We start from the raw sequence: 15,476 nt of genomic DNA on the forward strand, positions 1-15,476 counted from the left end.
TTCTTCGTTGAAAGACTTCAGCGCTTCGCCTTCTGGCGGCCGATCGTGGCGAGCGTGACGGCGACCAGGATCAGCGCGCCTCGGAACGCGTCCTGCAGGAACGTCGACACGTTGAGCAGCACCAGCAGGTTGGTGATCACGCCGAAGATGACGGTGCCGATGACCGCGCCGAAGATGCGGCCCTGGCCGCCGTTGAGCCGGGTCCCGCCGATGACGACGGCGGCGATCGCGTCCAGCTCGAAGTTCGTGCCGGCGGTCGGGGTCGCGGCGCCGACCCGGGAGGCGAGCAGGAACCCGCCGAGGCCGACCAGCAGGCCGGCGATGCAGTAGACCGCGACGAGCGTGCCACGCACCGGGATGCCGGCGGCGTGCGCGGCGTCGCGTTTGCTGCCGATCGCGTACACCCGGCGGCCGAACACGGTGCGGCGCAGCAGGAAGCCCATGCCGAGTGCCAGCAGCAGCCACAGCCAGCCGAGTGCGGGGAACCCGGCGACCGTCGCGGTGCCGACCGAGGTGAACCCGGGCGCCTTCGGGGTCACCGGAACGCCTTCGGTATAGGCGTAGACCAGGCCCCTGGCCAGCGCGAGCATGCCGAGCGTGACGATGAACGGCTCCAGGCCCCGGAACGCGATCAGGAAGCCGTTGACCGCGCCGAGCGCCACCCCGACCAGCAGCGACATCAGTACCGCGACCAGCACCGACGTGCCGCCGAACAGGCCGGCGCCGAGTACACAGGACAGGCCGAGCACCGAGCCGACGCTGATGTCGATGCCGCCGGAGATCACCACGATGAACTGCGCGAGTGCGACGATGCCGGCGACCGACATCTGCAGGACCAGGTTCTCCAGGTTGCGCGGGCTCAGGAACGCGTCGCTCGTGCTGCTCGCGAAGATCAGCAGCGCGATCAGGATGAGCAGCGGGTACTGGTTGCGCAGCCAGTCCTTGGCCCGGGCAGCGGGCACCGCCGTTGGCTGGACCTCCAGCGTTGATGTCATGCCGCGTCCTCTCCGTTCGAATGGCCGTCGAGTGCGGCTCTGATCAGGTCCTCGGTGCTCGCCCGGTCCGGGTCGAACTCGGCGACCACCTGCCCGTCGCGCAGCACCAGCACCCGGTGGCACAGCAGCAGCGCCTCCTCGGCCTCGCTGGTCACCACGAGCACCGCCTTGTCCTGGCTGCTCAGCCCATGCACGATCTGGTAGATGTTCAACCGGGCACCGACGTCGATGCCCTTCGTCGGTTCGTCGAGCACGATCACGTCCGGCTCGGCCTCCAGCCACTTCGCCAGGCACACCTTCTGCTGGTTGCCGCCGGACAGCGTCCTGGTCGGGGTGTCCGGCCCGCCCTTGATCTGGAACCGGCTGATCAGCTCGGTGACCCTGGACCGCTCCAGGCCGCGCCGGACCACTCCTGCCCTGGACATGCGGGGCAGCGTCACGAGGCTGAGGTTCTCGGCGTTGCTGAAGTCGTCGACGAAGCCCTCCTTGCGGCGGTCCTCGGTCAGGTAGGCGACGCCCCGGCGCAGCGCGGCTCCCGGGGAGCGCATGCGCGCCGGGTCGCCGTTCACCTCGACCGTGCCGGCGCGCGACTCACCCTGGCCGGAGACCGCGCGGGCGATCGAGCTGCGGCCGCTGCCGACCAGCCCGTACAGGCCGACGACCTCGCCAGCGCGCACCTCGAACGACACGTCCCGCGCGGACCCGGCATGCAGGTTGCGGACCGCGAGCCTGGTCGCGCCGCCGACGTGCACTGGCGGGCGTTCCAGCGCACGGACCGCGTCGCCGATCATGAGCGTGGTGATCTCGTCGGCGTCGGTGTCCTCGGTGCGCAGGACCTGCACGAGTCGTCCGCCGCGCAGCACCGCGATCCGGTCGGACAGCGCGAACACCTCGGGCATGCGGTGTGACACGAACACGATCGCCGTCCCGGCCGCCTTCTCCGCTTCGACCATGCGCTGCACTTCGCGGAAGTGTTCCTCCGAGGTGGACGCGGTGGTCTCGTCCAGGATCAGTACCTTGTGCGTCGTGACGGCGGCCCTGGACAGCGCGAGCATCTGACGCTGGCCGGGGGCGAGGGTCGCGGCGAGCTGGTCGACCTTGAGATGTCCGAGGCCGACCTCGGCGAGTACCTCTTTGGTCCGATTGTCGGTCCCGCTGCGCGAGCGGGACCACGGCTGGATGTCCCGTCCGCCGCGCAACCGGTACAGCCAGACGTTCTCGCCGACGGTGAAGTCGTCGATGACGAGGGGTTCCTGGTGCATCAGCAGGACGCCGGCCCGTTCCGCGTCGGCCGGGTCGCGCACCTGGCGGCCCTCCACCAAGATCTCGCCGGTCGCGGGCGGTTCCTGGCCGGCGAGCAGCCGGGCGAAGGTCGACTTGCCGGCGCCGTTCGCGCCGCAGATCGCCAGCACCTCGCCCGCATAGCCGTCCAGGTCGAGGTCGGTCAGCGCCTGTACGCCGGGATACCGCTGCCCGACACCACGTGCGGAGAACACCACGTCAGCCATCTGTTGCACCTCCACTGCTCCCCCGGAACGTCGACAGCGCTTCCTTCATCAACCGCAGCCGCTCCAGGTGCTCCGGGCCCCGGCGGACCGCCACGGCTGTGGCCAGCACGTCGACCAGCACCAACCCGGCGAGGCGGCTCACCGTCGGGGTGTAGATGTCGGTGTCCTCGAAGGTCCGCAGCACCAGGACCAGGTCGGCGAGGTCGGCGAGCGGACCGGGGCCGCCGGTGACCGCGATGACGGACGCGCCGTTGGCCTTCGCCGCCTCGGTCACGTCCAGTACGGATGAGGTGCGGCCGGTGTTGGAGATCGCCACCACGACCGTGCCCCGGCTCGCCATCGCGGCCGCCATGTACTGCTGGTGCAGGTCGATCGGCGCGGCACACGGGACGCCGAACAGGACCCCCTGCTGCTGGGCGTCCTGCGCGATGATCCCGGAGGCGCCGAACCCCACGAACAGCACGTTGCTGGCGTCGACCAGCAGGTCCACAGCTCGTGCGACGGCGGCGGTGTCCAGTGAGCGACGAGCGCGGTCCAGGCTGCTCAGCGTGTGGTCGAAGATCTTCGCGGCCATCGCGGCGACCGAGTCGTCCGGTTCGATCGCGGAGTGGGTGACCGGAATGCCGATCGCCAATGCCTGCGCGAGCCCGAGCTTGAACGCCTGGAACCCGTCGAACCCGAGGCCGGTGCAGAACCGCATGACGGTCGGTTCGCTGACCCCGGCCGCCTCGGCGAGCTTCGCCATGCCGTAGCCGACGACCAGCGCCGGTTCGGCCAGCACGACCGAGGCGACCTTCTGCTCGGACGGGCGCAGGTGCGCGGTGCGCTCGGTGATCTGTTCCAGCAGGCTCTTGTCGTTCATCGGGCACCATCCAGGACGGCCAACAGGTTGGCGACAGCCTGCTCGGTGGCCCTGCGCACGCTCGCGCCGGTGTAGCCGCCGATGTGCGGCGTGGCGAGTACCCGGTCGTGACGCAGCAGCGCGCTCGGCTCCGGTGGTTCGGTCTCGAAGGCGTCGACCGCGTAGCCGCCGAGCTTCGCCGTGTCGAGCGCGTCGAGGATCGCTGCCTCGTCCACCAGCCCCGCCCTGGCGGTATTGATCACCAGTGCGCCGGGCGGCAACAGGGCCAGCTTCGTCTCGTCCAGCAGCGGCTTTCCGTCCGGCGGGGGCGGGGCGTGCAGGCTGATCACGTCCGAGGTGGCGAGCAGGTCAGTCAGCTCGCGCAGCGGCACCGGCGGGTTCTCCGGCGGGTACGGGTCGTGGCCGACCACCTGGGCGCCGAGTGTCGTGAACAGCTCCGCGACCTTCGACCCGATCGCGCCGAGGCCGACGACGCCGACCCGGCAGTCCGCGAGTTCGCGGCCCTGCCAGCGTTGCCAGCCGCCGTGTTTCAGCGCGTGGGCGGACCGGGGCACCTCGCGCAGCAATGCCAGCGCCAGGGCCAGGGCCAGCTCGGCGACGCCGCGGGCGTTGGCGCCGGGCGTCCGCTCGACCCGGATGCCGCGCCGGAGCGCCGTGTCGAGGTCGATCGCGTCGGTGCCGGTGCCGTTGCGGCTGATCACCTCCAGCTCGTCGGCGCGGTCGAGCACCTCGGCGGTGATCTGTTCGACGCCCGCCAGCCAGCCCACACAACCGGGGAGCAGGTCCCGCAGCTCGTCCGCACTCGGCTGCCTGCCGACCGGACCGCTGACCAGCTCGAACCCCGCCGCGCGCAGCGGCTGCAGCTCAGCGACGTTCTCCAGCCCGGCCTGCGTCAACGACCTCGGCGTCACCAACACACCCCGTGAGTGGCGAGTGGTCTCAGGGGACCACTCGCCACTCACGGGTACCGGGGTCATCGGCGGGCTCCGGTCGCCAGCGTGCCGAGGGTGTCGAATGCGGGGCCTGACGTGGGGATCGTGATGTCGAAGACCTCGGCGATCACCTGGGTCCAGCCGTGCAGGAAGTAGACCCAGCCGTCGTGGGCCGTGACGCCCTCGGCCCGGGCCTGGTCGAGGAACACCAGGTCACCCCGGTAGTTCAGATCCCAGGCGATCGCGGCGTCCGGGAAGCGCGGGTCGGTGAGCGGCGAGCCGGGGCCGTCCTTGCCGAGCCCGGTCGCGTTGACCACGAGCGAACCGGGGGTCAGCCCGGCGAGTGCCGCGTCGTTGTCGGTCACCGTCTCCAGCGGGATCGTCGTGCCCAGCTCGGTGTGGACCGCGCGCAGCTCGGCAAGCCGTTCGGGCTTGCGGTCGGACACCACGATCCGGGTCGGGCCGTCGGCGCCCTGGGCGAGGTACCAGCTGATCGCGATCGACGCACCGCCGGCGCCCATGAGGAACGCCTCGGCACCGCTCTCGGACCAGTGCCCCGCCGGGAGGAACGCGTCCAGCGCAAGGCCGGCGGAGATCGGGTCCTTCGCGTGCGCGATGAGCCAGCCGTCCCGCTTGGACAGGCAGCTGACCTCGCCGGTCAGCTTCGCCAGGGGATCGATCTCGGTGAACAGGTCCCGGCACGCGTGGAACAGGTCGATCTTGTGTGTGGTCACGAGCGCACCGGCGGACAGCGGATCGCCCGCGATGAACTCGACGACGCGGCGGTAGTCCTCGGCCGGCGCGTGCAGCGGGAGGTCGACGCCGACCAGCTCGGCGCCGTCCAGACCGAGCTGCCGGGCCCACTTCGGGAACACCGTCCTGATCGACGACCGGCCGGTGGTGACGCCGATGAAGTACAGCGTCGGTACGCGTGCAGGTTCCATCAGCGCGCTCCACGCAGCTCGAGCGCGGCGCGGGCCCGGTCGGCGATGACGTCCCAGCGGCCCGCCGTGATGTCGGCGCGCGGCGCGATCCACGTCCCGCCGACGGCGAACACGTTCGAGCGGGCCAGGTACTCGGCGGCGTTCTCCGGCCGGACCCCGCCGGTCGGCATGAACCGGATACCGGTCCAGCCGAACGGCCCGTCGAGGGCCGCGAGGGTGTCGAGGCCGCCGTAGGCACCGGCCGGGAAGAACTTCACGTGCCGCACCCCGGCGTCCAGGCACGCGTTGACCTCGCTCGGCGTCACCGCGCCAGGAACGAACGGCAGGTCCAGCTCGTCGGCGGCGGCCAGGCAGCGGGGGCTCAACCCGGGTGACACCCCGAACCGGGCGCCGGCCTCGACGGCGGCGACCACCAGGTCTGCGGTCACCAGGGTGCCTGCGCCGAGCAGGAAGTCGGGCAGCTCGGCGGCGATCGCGGCCACCGCGTCCCGTGCGGCCGGGGTGCGGAAGGTGACCTCCAGGACCGGGAGCCCCGCCTCGGCCAGCGTCCGGGCGAGCGGGACGGCCTGCTCGGCGTCCTCGATCTCGACGACCGGCACGACGGCCAGCTGCTCGATGTCGTCCAGCACGGTCATCGCTGCTGCCCCCGGTATCCGGTGTGGTCGGGGTTCGGCCGGGTGGTCCAGCCGTCCTCGTCGCGCACCACGAGCTGCGCCATGCCTCCGGCGTCGGCGATCAGCTCGTAGTCCTGGCCGGCGTCCGCCGGGTAGCAGAACAGCGTGACCAGCGGTTCGTCGCCGACGTTGATGCTGCGGTGCACCCAGTGGCCCGGCACGTGCACCGCGGCGCCCGGGGTGATCGGCAGTGCCCGGCTGCGGCCGTCGAGGGTCTCCAGCAGCATCACGCCTCGGCCGGACAGGCAGTGGTACAGCTCGGCCCGGTCAGCCTTGCGGTGCAGGTGGCCCCTGGTCATGGCGAACTCGTCGCCGTAGCTGCCCGGCTGCAGGATGCTGGTGCCGATGATCAGCGCGCCTTCGTCGCCGGAGTTGCGGTGCTCCTCGACGTGATAGACGACCTGTCCGGCGCCGTGCTCGTCGAGCGCTCGCCGGTAGGCCGCCGCGTCCCGGTAGACGCCCGCCATCTCGCCGAGCCGCTTCTGGTACCCGCCGGTTCGGCCGTGCAGGGCACCGTCCACGCCGACGAGCAGCGCTCCAGGTTCCGGTACGGACGAGGTAGCCGTCATCAGAAGTGACTCCCGATCTGTAGTCTCACTACATCTTTCACAGCAAACCCGTGGCCTGACTCACGTCCAGCTGCGGGATGCGCTCAGGAAACCCGGGAAATCCTTGCATGTCAACCCTGACTGAGCTAGTAGTACTACATCACGGTTGTCGAGACACGGGAGTCCGCGCGATGGAGCGCACCGAAAGATTTGCCGGCCGGCGGGTCGCCGTCACCGGCGCGGCGGGCGGCATCGGGCTGGCGATCTGCACCAGCCTCGCCGACCAGGGCGCCCAGGTGTACGGCCTCGACCTGCGCAGACTCGACGTGCTGCCCGACCAGGTGCGCGGTGTCGCGCTCGACCTGACCGACGAGAGCTCGGTCGTCGCCGCGGTGCGCGAGCTGTACTCGACGGGTGACGGCCCGGTCGACCTGGTGACCTGCGCCGGGATCGTCGAGGACAACGTGGCGGCCGAGGACATGTCGATCGCCCAGTTCGACGCCGTGCTCGGGGTGAACCTGCGCGGAGTGTTCCTGACCTGCCGGGAGTTCGGCCGTGAGCTGCTCGCCAGGGGCGGCGGCGCGATCGTCAACGTCGCCTCGATGTCCGGCAACGCGGTGGTCAACCATCCGCAGCGCCAAGCCGCCTACAACACGTCCAAGGCCGGTGTCAGCGCGCTGACCAGGTCACTCGCCGTCGAGTGGGGACCGCGCGGGGTGCGGGTGAACGCGGTGTCGCCCGGCTACGTCGACACGCCGCTCAACGGTCTCAAGCAACACATGCACGCCGGTTGGCTGGCCGATACCGTGCTGGGCAGGTTCGCCACGCCTCTCGAGATCTCCCGTGCGGTGGAGTACCTGCTCAGCGAGGACGCCGCCTTCTGCTGTGGCACGGAGCTGCTCATCGACGGCGGCTTCTCCCTGCGTTGATCGCACTTTAGGAGGGTGGCTTCGTGATCATCTCGCACGATCTCGGCACAACCGGCGACAAGGCGACCCTGGTGGACGCCGACGGCGCGGTGGTGGCCACCGCGACAGAGAGCTACGGCGTCGACTTCGGCTCCGGCGGGAAGGCCGAACAGGACGCCCTCGCCTGGTGGCGAGCGGTGTGTGTGGCGACCCGCAGGCTCCTGGAGACGGTCGACGCCCGGCAGATCGCGGGCGTCTCGTTCTCCGGGCAGATGATGGGCGCGGTGCTGATGGACGGGTCCGGCGCCCCGGTGCGACCGGCGATCATCTGGGCGGACACCCGGTCCACCGCGCAGTCCGATGCGCTGGTCGAGCGGGTCGGGATGGAGCGTGGCTACCGGATCACCGGCCACCGCATCAACCCGACCTACTCGCTGTCGAAGGTCATGTGGGTGCGCGACACCGAGCCGGAGGTCTTCTCCCGGGTGCGGCACCTGCTGCTGGCGAAGGACTTCATCGTCCACCGGTTGACCGGCCGGCTGGTCACCGATCCGTCGGATGCCAGCAGCACCAACGCGTTCGACCAGTCGACCGGGGCCTGGTCGGAGGAGCTGATCGACGCCGCGGGCCTCGATCGGTCACTGTTTCCCGAGGTGGCGGCGTCGACGACGGTCGTCGGCACGGTGACCCCGGAAGCCGCGTCGCTCACCGGGCTGCTCGCCGGGACCCCGGTCGTGCTGGGCGGTGGTGACGGTCCGATGGGTGCTCTGGGCGCCGGCATCGTGACCGAGGCGGACGGCGCGTACTGCTACCTCGGCTCGTCGTCCTGGGTGTCGCTGGCCGCCGACCGGCCGCTGCACGACCCGGACATGCGCACGATGACGTTCAACCACGTCGTGCCGGGCGGATTCGTCCCGACCGCGACGATGCAGGCGGGCGGCGCGTCCCTGCAGTGGATCATGGAGACGCTCGCGCCGGACGAGCCGACCGCGTACGTGCGGCTGCTCGATGCGGCCGCCGAAGTCCCGGCCAGCGCCGACGGCCTGTACTTCCTGCCGCACCTGCTCGGCGAACGGTCGCCGTACTGGAACCCCCGGGCGCGCGCGGTGTTCGCCGGCCTTGCCCGCCATCACGGGCCGGCGCACCTGAGCCGCGCGGTGCTGGAGGGGGTCGGCTTCAACCTGTACACCGGGCTGCTGGCGTTCGAGGAGAACGGCGCGAGCATCTCCTCGATCGACGCGATCGGCGGCGCCGCGAACTCGGCGGCCGCGCTGCGCATCTTCGCCGACCAGTGGGGCAAGACGGTCCGGCCGCGCAGCCTGGTGGACGAGGCGACCGCGCTCGGTGCCGCCGTGGTCGGCGGGGTCGGGGTCGGTCTCTACGACGGGTTCGACATCGCGAAGCGCCTGTCGTCCCGGACCGGTGAACACCTGCCGAACGAGGTCGCACACCGTCGCTACCTGCATGAGTACCAGGTGTTCCTGGATGCCTACCGACGGCTCGAACCGTGGTTCGACACGCTGTGATCCGCACGGTTCTCGGTGACGTGCCGGCGTCGGCGCTGGGTCGCTGCGACTATCACGAGCACCTGTTCCAGGTCTCGCCCTTGCTGGTCGGGGACGAGCTGGACGACGAGACGGCCAGCGGCGCCGAGGCCGCGACGCTGTGCGCCGCGGGTATCGCGTCGATGGTCGAGGCGACGCCGACCGGGCTGGGCCGCCGCCCGGACGCGGTGGCCCGGATCAGCGCGGCGACCGGGCTGGCCGTCGTGCACGCGACCGGGGCACATCGCCGCGAGCACTATCCGTCCGGGCACTGGCTGGTGGCGTTGTCCTCCGACGAGCTGGCCGACCGGTTCACCGCCGACCTGACCGACGGCCTGCCCGTGGTCGATACGGCTTCGAGGGGCGCCGTGGCTCGTGCGCCGGACGGGTCGCCGGTGCGCGCGGGTCTGGTCAAGGCCGGTGTCGGGTACTGGCGGATCGACGAGTTCGAACGGCGGGTGCTCGCGGCGGTCGCGGTCGCGGCCTTGCGGGTCGGCGCGCCGGTGATGGTGCACCTGGAGCACGGCTCGGCGGCCTGGGAGGTGCTGGCGGCGCTGGAGTCGTCGGGTCTGCCCGCCGACCGGGTCGTGCTGGCGCACGCGGACCGTAACCTCGACCCCGGCCTGCACGCGGAGCTGACCCGCGCCGGCGTGTACCTCGGCTATGACGGCATGGCCCGGCACCGGGAAGCACCCGACTCGGCGGTGCTGGACTGTCTCGCGCGTACCGTCGCTCTCGGTGATCCGTCCCGGCTCCTGCTCGGCGGCGACGTCGCCCGCCGCACCCGCTACCGGGCCTACGGCGGCATGCCCGGCCTGGACTACCTGCCGACGCGCTTCCTGCCCAGGGTCGCCCGCGAGCTGGGCGAGAAGACCCTGACCCAACTACTGGTGACCAACCCGGCCACACTCCTCACCCTGCGCCCCTGACCCCCGACTCGCCCTACCAAATCCAGCAACTCGCGCCACGGAATCCAGCGACTCGCGCTGACGGAACTCCCGACTCACCCTGATGAAATCCCCGACTCGCGGACCGCACGGGCCCCAGGCGCGCGAGCACTGCCGTGTGAGCGAACCTGCCGGTCTCCATGCACCGCGAGTCGCTAGGTTCCGCGGCGCGAGTCGGGAGATTGTGCCGCGCGAGTCGGGGAATTTGTCAGGGTGAGTCGGGGAATCGGTCGGGCTCGCCCGCGACTCACCCGGCGAGATCCGGCGACTCGCGCGGCAGAATGTAGCGACTCGCGCCACGGAATCTAGCGACTCGCGGGTGGTGTGCGGAGCAGGTCTACCTCGAAGCGGCTTCGGTCACCTCTGTGGTGGGCGACGAACGTTTCCAGGGGGCGGCCGGACGCGTCGTAGCTGAGGCTGCGCAGGGTCAGGACCGCGGCGCCCACAGGGATCCCCAACGCCTCGGCCAGCAGCTGACCGGCGGACGTCGCCTCCACCGAGCGGCGGCCGCGCACCGGTTCCACACCGTGGTCGCGGGCCAGCACGGCGTACAGGGACTGCTCCGTCAGGTCCTCGTGTTCCAGCCCCGCGACCAGCTCGTGCGGCAGGTGCGTCACGGTCAGCACCCAGGGCTCCGCTCCGACGAACCGCAGCCGCTCCACCCGCACGACCGGGGTCTGCATCCGCAGCCCCAGGTCTGCCGAGACCTGCGCGTCCGACGGCACGACCCGCTGGTCACGCACCTCGCTGCGCAGGTGTCCGCCGTGCGCGGCGACGTCCTCGAACAGCCCGGTCAGCGACTGCACCAGCCCCGCCGACGTCTTGGGCGCCGCGACGAACGTGCCCTTGCCCTTCACCCGGACGACGACACCTTCGTACTCCAGCTCGGTGAGCGCCTGGCGGACGACCGTGCGGGACACGTCGTAGGCGGCGCACAGCGCGTGGTCGCCGGGCAGCACGTCACCCGGCGCGAGCCGGCGTGTGGCGATGTCGGTGATCAACGCCTGCTTCAGCTGGTGGTACAGCGGGAGCGGCGACGACCGGTCGATCCAGTTCACGGCGCGATGACCGCCTTGACGCAGCCACTGTCGGCCAGCGCGTCGAGCGCCGAGGAGTAGTCGTCGAGGCCGAAGCGGTGGGTGATGATGCCCTCGGTGCGGACCCGGCCGGCGCGCAGCGCCGCGATCGCCCGGTCGAAGCTGTACGCCTGGGAGAACGAGCCCTTGATCACGAGCTCCCTGCGGAAGATCTCGTAGGGCGACACGGTCATCCGCGCGGACTCCTCGGCCATGCCGTACACGAACACGGTCCCGCCGTCGCGGGTCAGCGGAACGCACTGGTCGAGGACTCCGACCGAGCCGGTCGCGTCGACCACCACGTCGAATCCCTCCGGCGCCAGTTCACGGAGCCGGGCATTCGCCGCCGTCGGGTCGGCGCGGTCGATGCGGACGGTCTCGTCGGCGCCGTGTGTCGCCGCGAGCCGCAGCTTGAACTCGGTCGGCGCGGCGACCGTGACCCGGCTGGCGCCGACGTACCGCAGCAGCTGGGCCAGCAGCAACCCGGTCGGTCCTGCGCCGAACACCAGCACGTCCGAGCCGGGTGGCAGGTCGAGGACGTCGAGCCCGTGCACGACGCAGGCGATCGGTTCGGCGAGCACCGCGACCTCGGGTTCCAGGTCGTCCACCGGGTGACACTTGCCGGCGGGGGCGACGACGAACTGCGCGAACCCGCCGGGTGCGTTGATCCCCTGCGCAACGAGCGACCGGCAGAACGCGGGCCGGGCCCTGCGGCAGCTGGTGCACACGCCGCAGGACTGCATGTTGTCCAGCACCACCCGCCGCCCCGGCGCGAGCTCGGTGACACCCGCACCCACCTCGTCGACGACACCGACGATCTCGTGGCCGGGGATCAGCGGATAGATCGGGTCGAACTCGCCCTCGTGCAGGTGCCCGTCTGTGCCGCACACCCCGGCCAGCACGACCCTGAGCCGCACCTGCCCGTCGCCGGCGTGCGGCTCGGCGACTTCGGTGACCGCGAAACTGCGTGGCTCGTCGTACCTGACCGCCTTCACCCGGCTGCCTCCCTAACCTGTCATGACAGGATGTCAGGAGACCACACCGCGCACGTTTCGTCCAGACCGCGCGGTGTGCACAGGGCGCGGTGTGGACGCGGGGTGCGCGGTGTGGGGGTCTTACTCGGCCGCGGCGCGCAGGGCCTCGGCCAGGCGGGTCGCGGGCTCCGACAGGGGGCGTGGGAGCGTTGCCAGGACGACCCGTCGACGCTCCTCCGGGCCACCGCGCACCGTCAGCACCCGCACACCGGACGGCATGACGGGCAGCAGCGAGACGGGGACCGTCGTCACGCCGCACCCGGCGGCGACGAGGTTCAGCTTGGCCAGCCAGTCGCGTGCCACGTGAGCGACCTCGGGCCTGCCATCGAGGCCGGGCCAGACCCCCATGAGCTGTTCGTCGGCGGACGACCGGCCCGCGATCCACCGCTGGCCGGCGAGCTGCGTGACGTCGACCCAGTCCCGCTGCGCGAGCGGATGACCGGCGGGCACCGCCAGGCACAGGTTGCGTTCGGCGAGGGTCTCCAGCCGCAGTGCCGGCGACTCGGTGTCCGGCGCCCGGAACGGTGGACCCGAGGACAGCACCGCCAGGTCGATACTGCCCGCCCGCAACGCTCTGACCAGCGCGGACGTGCTCGCTTCCCGCGTTGTCACGGTGACGCCGGGATATGCCCGGCGCAGCGCGGTGAGCGCTCTGGGCAGCAGGACCGCGCCCGCGCTGGGGTAGGTGCCGAGCCGCACCGTGCCGGTCGCGCTGGGCAGCCCGGCCAGCTCTCCGGCGACTGCATCGAGCTCGTCGAGAGCCGCCGAGGCGTGCCGCAGCACGACGTGCCCGGCCGCGGTCAGCCGGACACCGTCACGGCGTCGTTCCAGCAGAGTCGCCCTGGCCGTCTTCTCCAGCGCAGCGATCTGCCGCGACACGGCCGACTGGGTGTAGCCGAGGGACTCGGCCGCCGAGGTGAGCGTGCCCCGGTCGACGACCTCGCGCAGTACCCGTAGCCCGACCACCGAGAAGTCCATGACTATTACGCATACCAGGTGTTCCGAACTCTCGTTGCCCGCATACCTGACGCGTTCCTACTCTCGGTGACATGACAGCTCCACGCATCGCCGTCGTCACCGGCGCCAACCAGGGAATCGGCTTCGCGCTGGTCCAGGGCCTGGCTGCCCGGCTGGCGCCCGACGACCTGGTTCTACTCACCGGCCGCAACCCGGACCGGGTCGCCGAGGCGGCCGCCCGAGTCTCCGCCGACCCCGCAACCACGAGTCACGTGCAGGGCCGGGTGCTCGACGTGAGCGACCCGCGCGCGATCGCCGCCATGGCCGCCGAGCTCACCGAGCGCCACGGCCGCGTCGACATCGTCGTGTCCAACGCGATCACCCGGCTCACCCCGGACCGGCCACAGACCGAACAGGCTGACGAGTTCATCGACGTCGCCAACGGCGCGACGCACGCGGTGCTCCGCTCGTTCGCGCCGGTGCTGCGCCCCGGTGGTCGCCTGATCGTCGTGGCCAGCTCACTCGGCACCCTCGGCCGGCTCGATCCCCGGCTGCACCCGCTGTTCGAGGACGCGTCGCTCGACGACGTCGAGGCGATCGTCGAGTCGTGGCGGGCCGCCGTGCACGCGGGCACCGAGCGGGAGCTGGGCTGGCCGGGCTGGATCAACGTGCCGTCCAAGGTCGCGCAGGTCGCGGCGGTCCGGGCGGTCGCGGCGCAGCGCCGGGAGACCGATCTGCACGACGGGACACTCGTCGCGGCGGTCTGCCCCGGCCTGGTCGACACCCCGACGTCGCGGCCCTGGTTCGACGACTTCAGCCAGGCCCGGACCCCCGAGCAGGCGGTCCTCCCGCTGCTCGACCTGATCCTGGCCGACACGGTGGACCCGGCGACCTACGGCGAACTGGTCCGCTTCGGCGAGGTCCTGCCCTGGTCGGCTCAGTCCCCGTCTGTTCCGCGCACCATCGTTCCCCGCTGAGCGACCCAAGCGCGCGGAACAGGCCCCACGAACAGGCCGAGCGCCATGCCGAGCAGCGCGGGCATGCCGTGATTGTCGTGCAGCACGGTGTCCACGACGGCGAGCACCGGCAGCGCGGCGGCCATGCCGAGCACGGGTAGCGGCAGGCGGACGTCGTAGCGGCGACGCGCGAGCAGTGCGCCGGTGGCCAGCACGCCGAGGAGCCCGACCGTGGCCATCGAGTTGCCCGCGCCGACCGGCTGCAGCCACAGGTAACTCAGGAGGTGGCCGAACAGGCCGCAACCGGAGTAGACGGCGAGCCAGCGCCCCGGCCCGAGCACCACCTCGGCGACGACCCCGATCATCGCGAGCGCCGTCAGGTTGCACACCGTGCCGATCAGCCAGCCGTCCTGGAAGAACAGCGGCGTGACCAGGCGCCACCACTCACCCGCGAGCAGCGCGCGCGGGTCCCGGCGGAACAGGTCGTACAGCGGCGGGTGGATGAGCTGCGCGATGCCGGTCGTCGCGGTGATCAGCCACACCACCGGCGTGGCCACCGGCAGCCGGGGCCGCCGTCCGGTCACGTCCATCAGCCGTTGCCCGAGGTTCTCGTCCGACACCAGAGCACGGTACGGCTCGTGAGTGTTGAGTATGGCTATAGCCACACTCAACACTCACGAGGCCAGGGTGGCTGCTATCTCGGCGAGGGCCGCCGCGGGGCCGGTCGAGTCGGGATCGTCGTCGTTCCAGACCGCCACCGTGCTGATCCGCAGGCGCGCGTCCTCGACGTCCAGCAGCACGACCGGCTCGCCGGTGAAGGCGCGGCCCGTCGCCCCGGTTCCTTTGCTGACCAGCGCGAACGCCTGCCCGCTCGCCACCACGTGCGCGAGACCGGCCAGGTTGTGGTCCTCCACGACCAGGCGTCCTCGGATGCCGTGGCGGTTCAGGATCTCGTCGGTGCGCCGATACAGCTCGGGTGCGGCGTCGTAACCGATCGACGCGTACGGCAGGTGCGCGAGCTCGGTCAGGCGCACCGAGGTCCGTCCGTCGAAACCGGTGCCGGCGCCGAGGACCGCGACCACGTCGAGGGTCTCCAGATGGACCTGTCGACGGCCGTCGACCGGGCCGTGCACGATTGCCAGATCCACGTCACCGGCGCGCAGCGCGCGCAGCAACGGCTCACTGCTCGCCGGGCGCAGCGTCACCCGAAGCTCGGGATGCGCGTCCGCAACGGCATTGAGGAACCGCGTCCGCAACGCCGCCGACACGTCCGGCGCGATACCGACCGTCGCGGTCGACCGAGGCGCGCCCGTCACCGTCACGAGCGCGTCGAAGCGCCGGATCACATCCCGCGCCTCGGGCAGTAGCCGCTCCCCCGCTTCGGTCAGCGTCACCTTTCTGCTGGTCCGCTCGAACAGCGCGGTGCCCACCTCGCGCTCCAGGCCTTTGATCCGTTGGCTGAGCGGCGAGGTCGCCATCCGTAGCCGTTCGGCGGCGCGCGTGAAGTTGAGCTCCTCGGCGACCGCGACGAAGTACCGCAGGTGCGACATCTCCACTCCGACATTGTGACGTACAGCGTCATGATCGGGTG

At 71.4% G+C, this 15,476-nt stretch carries 16 protein-coding genes; 4 read left to right on the forward strand and 12 right to left on the reverse strand.

Features of this window, described 5'->3' with window-relative positions:
- Positions 1 to 17 precede the first annotated feature (17 nt).
- From G406_RS53025 to G406_RS0141415, 7 genes are all read right to left on the reverse strand, one after another.
- The gene (locus G406_RS53025) at positions 18 to 995 is read right to left on the reverse strand and encodes an ABC transporter permease (protein WP_084216812.1); all 978 of its coding nucleotides are present in this window, start codon (positions 993 to 995) and stop codon (positions 18 to 20) included.
- On the reverse strand, positions 992 to 2,503 hold the full coding sequence (locus G406_RS0141390; protein ID WP_051343414.1) for a sugar ABC transporter ATP-binding protein: 1,512 nt from the start codon (positions 2,501 to 2,503) through the stop codon (positions 992 to 994). Before G406_RS0141390 ends, G406_RS53025 begins: the two co-directional genes overlap by 4 nt.
- Positions 2,496 to 3,365, reverse strand: a complete 870-nt coding sequence (locus G406_RS0141395) for an SIS domain-containing protein (protein ID WP_028938443.1) — start codon at positions 3,363 to 3,365, stop codon at positions 2,496 to 2,498. Before G406_RS0141395 ends, G406_RS0141390 begins: the two co-directional genes overlap by 8 nt.
- Complete coding sequence (locus tag G406_RS0141400; RefSeq protein ID WP_211241422.1) at positions 3,362 to 4,276, reverse strand: NAD(P)-dependent oxidoreductase; 915 nt, start codon at positions 4,274 to 4,276, stop codon at positions 3,362 to 3,364. Before G406_RS0141400 ends, G406_RS0141395 begins: the two co-directional genes overlap by 4 nt.
- Before the next feature lie 62 nt (positions 4,277 to 4,338).
- On the reverse strand, positions 4,339 to 5,241 hold the full coding sequence (locus G406_RS0141405; protein WP_028938445.1) for a shikimate dehydrogenase family protein: 903 nt from the start codon (positions 5,239 to 5,241) through the stop codon (positions 4,339 to 4,341).
- Positions 5,241 to 5,876 (reverse strand): bifunctional 4-hydroxy-2-oxoglutarate aldolase/2-dehydro-3-deoxy-phosphogluconate aldolase, encoded by a 636-nt coding sequence (eda, locus tag G406_RS0141410; RefSeq protein WP_028938446.1) that lies wholly within the window; start codon positions 5,874 to 5,876, stop codon positions 5,241 to 5,243. The genes G406_RS0141405 and eda overlap by 1 nt, the downstream gene beginning before the upstream one ends.
- Positions 5,873 to 6,484 carry a glucose-6-phosphate isomerase family protein gene (locus tag G406_RS0141415; RefSeq protein WP_037081226.1) on the reverse strand — a complete coding sequence of 204 codons (612 nt, stop codon included), beginning with the start codon at positions 6,482 to 6,484 and terminating at the stop codon, positions 5,873 to 5,875. The genes eda and G406_RS0141415 overlap by 4 nt, the downstream gene beginning before the upstream one ends.
- Before the next feature lie 170 nt (positions 6,485 to 6,654).
- Between G406_RS0141415 and G406_RS0141420 the strand changes: the two genes are divergently transcribed.
- From G406_RS0141420 to G406_RS0141430, 3 genes are read left to right on the forward strand one after another with little or no spacing between them, the layout of a single operon-like run.
- Positions 6,655 to 7,392 (forward strand): SDR family NAD(P)-dependent oxidoreductase, encoded by a 738-nt coding sequence (locus tag G406_RS0141420; protein ID WP_028938448.1) that lies wholly within the window; start codon positions 6,655 to 6,657, stop codon positions 7,390 to 7,392.
- A gap of 23 nt (positions 7,393 to 7,415) precedes the next feature.
- Positions 7,416 to 8,897, forward strand: coding sequence for a xylulokinase (xylB, locus tag G406_RS0141425; RefSeq protein WP_028938449.1), 1,482 nt, complete (start codon positions 7,416 to 7,418; stop codon positions 8,895 to 8,897).
- Positions 8,894 to 9,844: a phosphotriesterase family protein gene (locus tag G406_RS0141430; protein WP_037081229.1), complete on the forward strand. Its 951-nt coding sequence runs from the start codon at positions 8,894 to 8,896 to the stop codon at positions 9,842 to 9,844. The genes xylB and G406_RS0141430 overlap by 4 nt, the downstream gene beginning before the upstream one ends.
- A gap of 323 nt (positions 9,845 to 10,167) precedes the next feature.
- On the opposite strand, the gene G406_RS0141435 is transcribed toward G406_RS0141430, so the two are convergent.
- The 3 genes from G406_RS0141435 to G406_RS0141445 form a co-directional block, all read right to left on the reverse strand.
- Positions 10,168 to 10,920 (reverse strand): GntR family transcriptional regulator, encoded by a 753-nt coding sequence (locus G406_RS0141435; RefSeq protein ID WP_037081231.1) that lies wholly within the window; start codon positions 10,918 to 10,920, stop codon positions 10,168 to 10,170.
- A complete protein-coding gene (locus G406_RS0141440) occupies positions 10,917 to 11,933 on the reverse strand; it encodes a zinc-dependent alcohol dehydrogenase family protein (protein WP_028938452.1) in 1,017 nt (338 codons plus the stop codon). Before G406_RS0141440 ends, G406_RS0141435 begins: the two co-directional genes overlap by 4 nt.
- A 120-nt stretch (positions 11,934 to 12,053) precedes the next feature.
- The gene (locus G406_RS0141445; protein ID WP_028938453.1) at positions 12,054 to 12,950 is read right to left on the reverse strand and encodes a LysR family transcriptional regulator; all 897 of its coding nucleotides are present in this window, start codon (positions 12,948 to 12,950) and stop codon (positions 12,054 to 12,056) included.
- A 71-nt stretch (positions 12,951 to 13,021) separates the two neighbouring features.
- On the opposite strand from G406_RS0141445, the gene G406_RS0141450 reads away from it, so the two are divergent.
- Positions 13,022 to 13,906 carry an SDR family NAD(P)-dependent oxidoreductase gene (locus G406_RS0141450; protein ID WP_028938454.1) on the forward strand — a complete coding sequence of 295 codons (885 nt, stop codon included), beginning with the start codon at positions 13,022 to 13,024 and terminating at the stop codon, positions 13,904 to 13,906.
- Here G406_RS0141450 and G406_RS0141455 read toward each other — a convergent pair.
- Entirely contained in the window at positions 13,867 to 14,505 is a 639-nt protein-coding gene (locus tag G406_RS0141455; RefSeq protein WP_245607412.1) for a rhomboid family intramembrane serine protease, read from the reverse strand. The two genes, G406_RS0141450 and G406_RS0141455, sit on opposite strands and share 40 nt — an antisense overlap.
- Before the next feature lie 54 nt (positions 14,506 to 14,559).
- Positions 14,560 to 15,435, reverse strand: a complete 876-nt coding sequence (locus G406_RS55090) for a LysR family transcriptional regulator (protein ID WP_281172635.1) — start codon at positions 15,433 to 15,435, stop codon at positions 14,560 to 14,562.
- Between the last annotated feature and the right edge of the window lie 41 nt (positions 15,436 to 15,476).

Origin of the sequence: Actinospineispora spinosispora DSM 44797 (genome assembly GCF_000429025.1) — a bacterium.
GTDB lineage: Bacteria > Actinomycetota > Actinomycetes > Mycobacteriales > Pseudonocardiaceae > Pseudonocardia > Pseudonocardia spinosispora.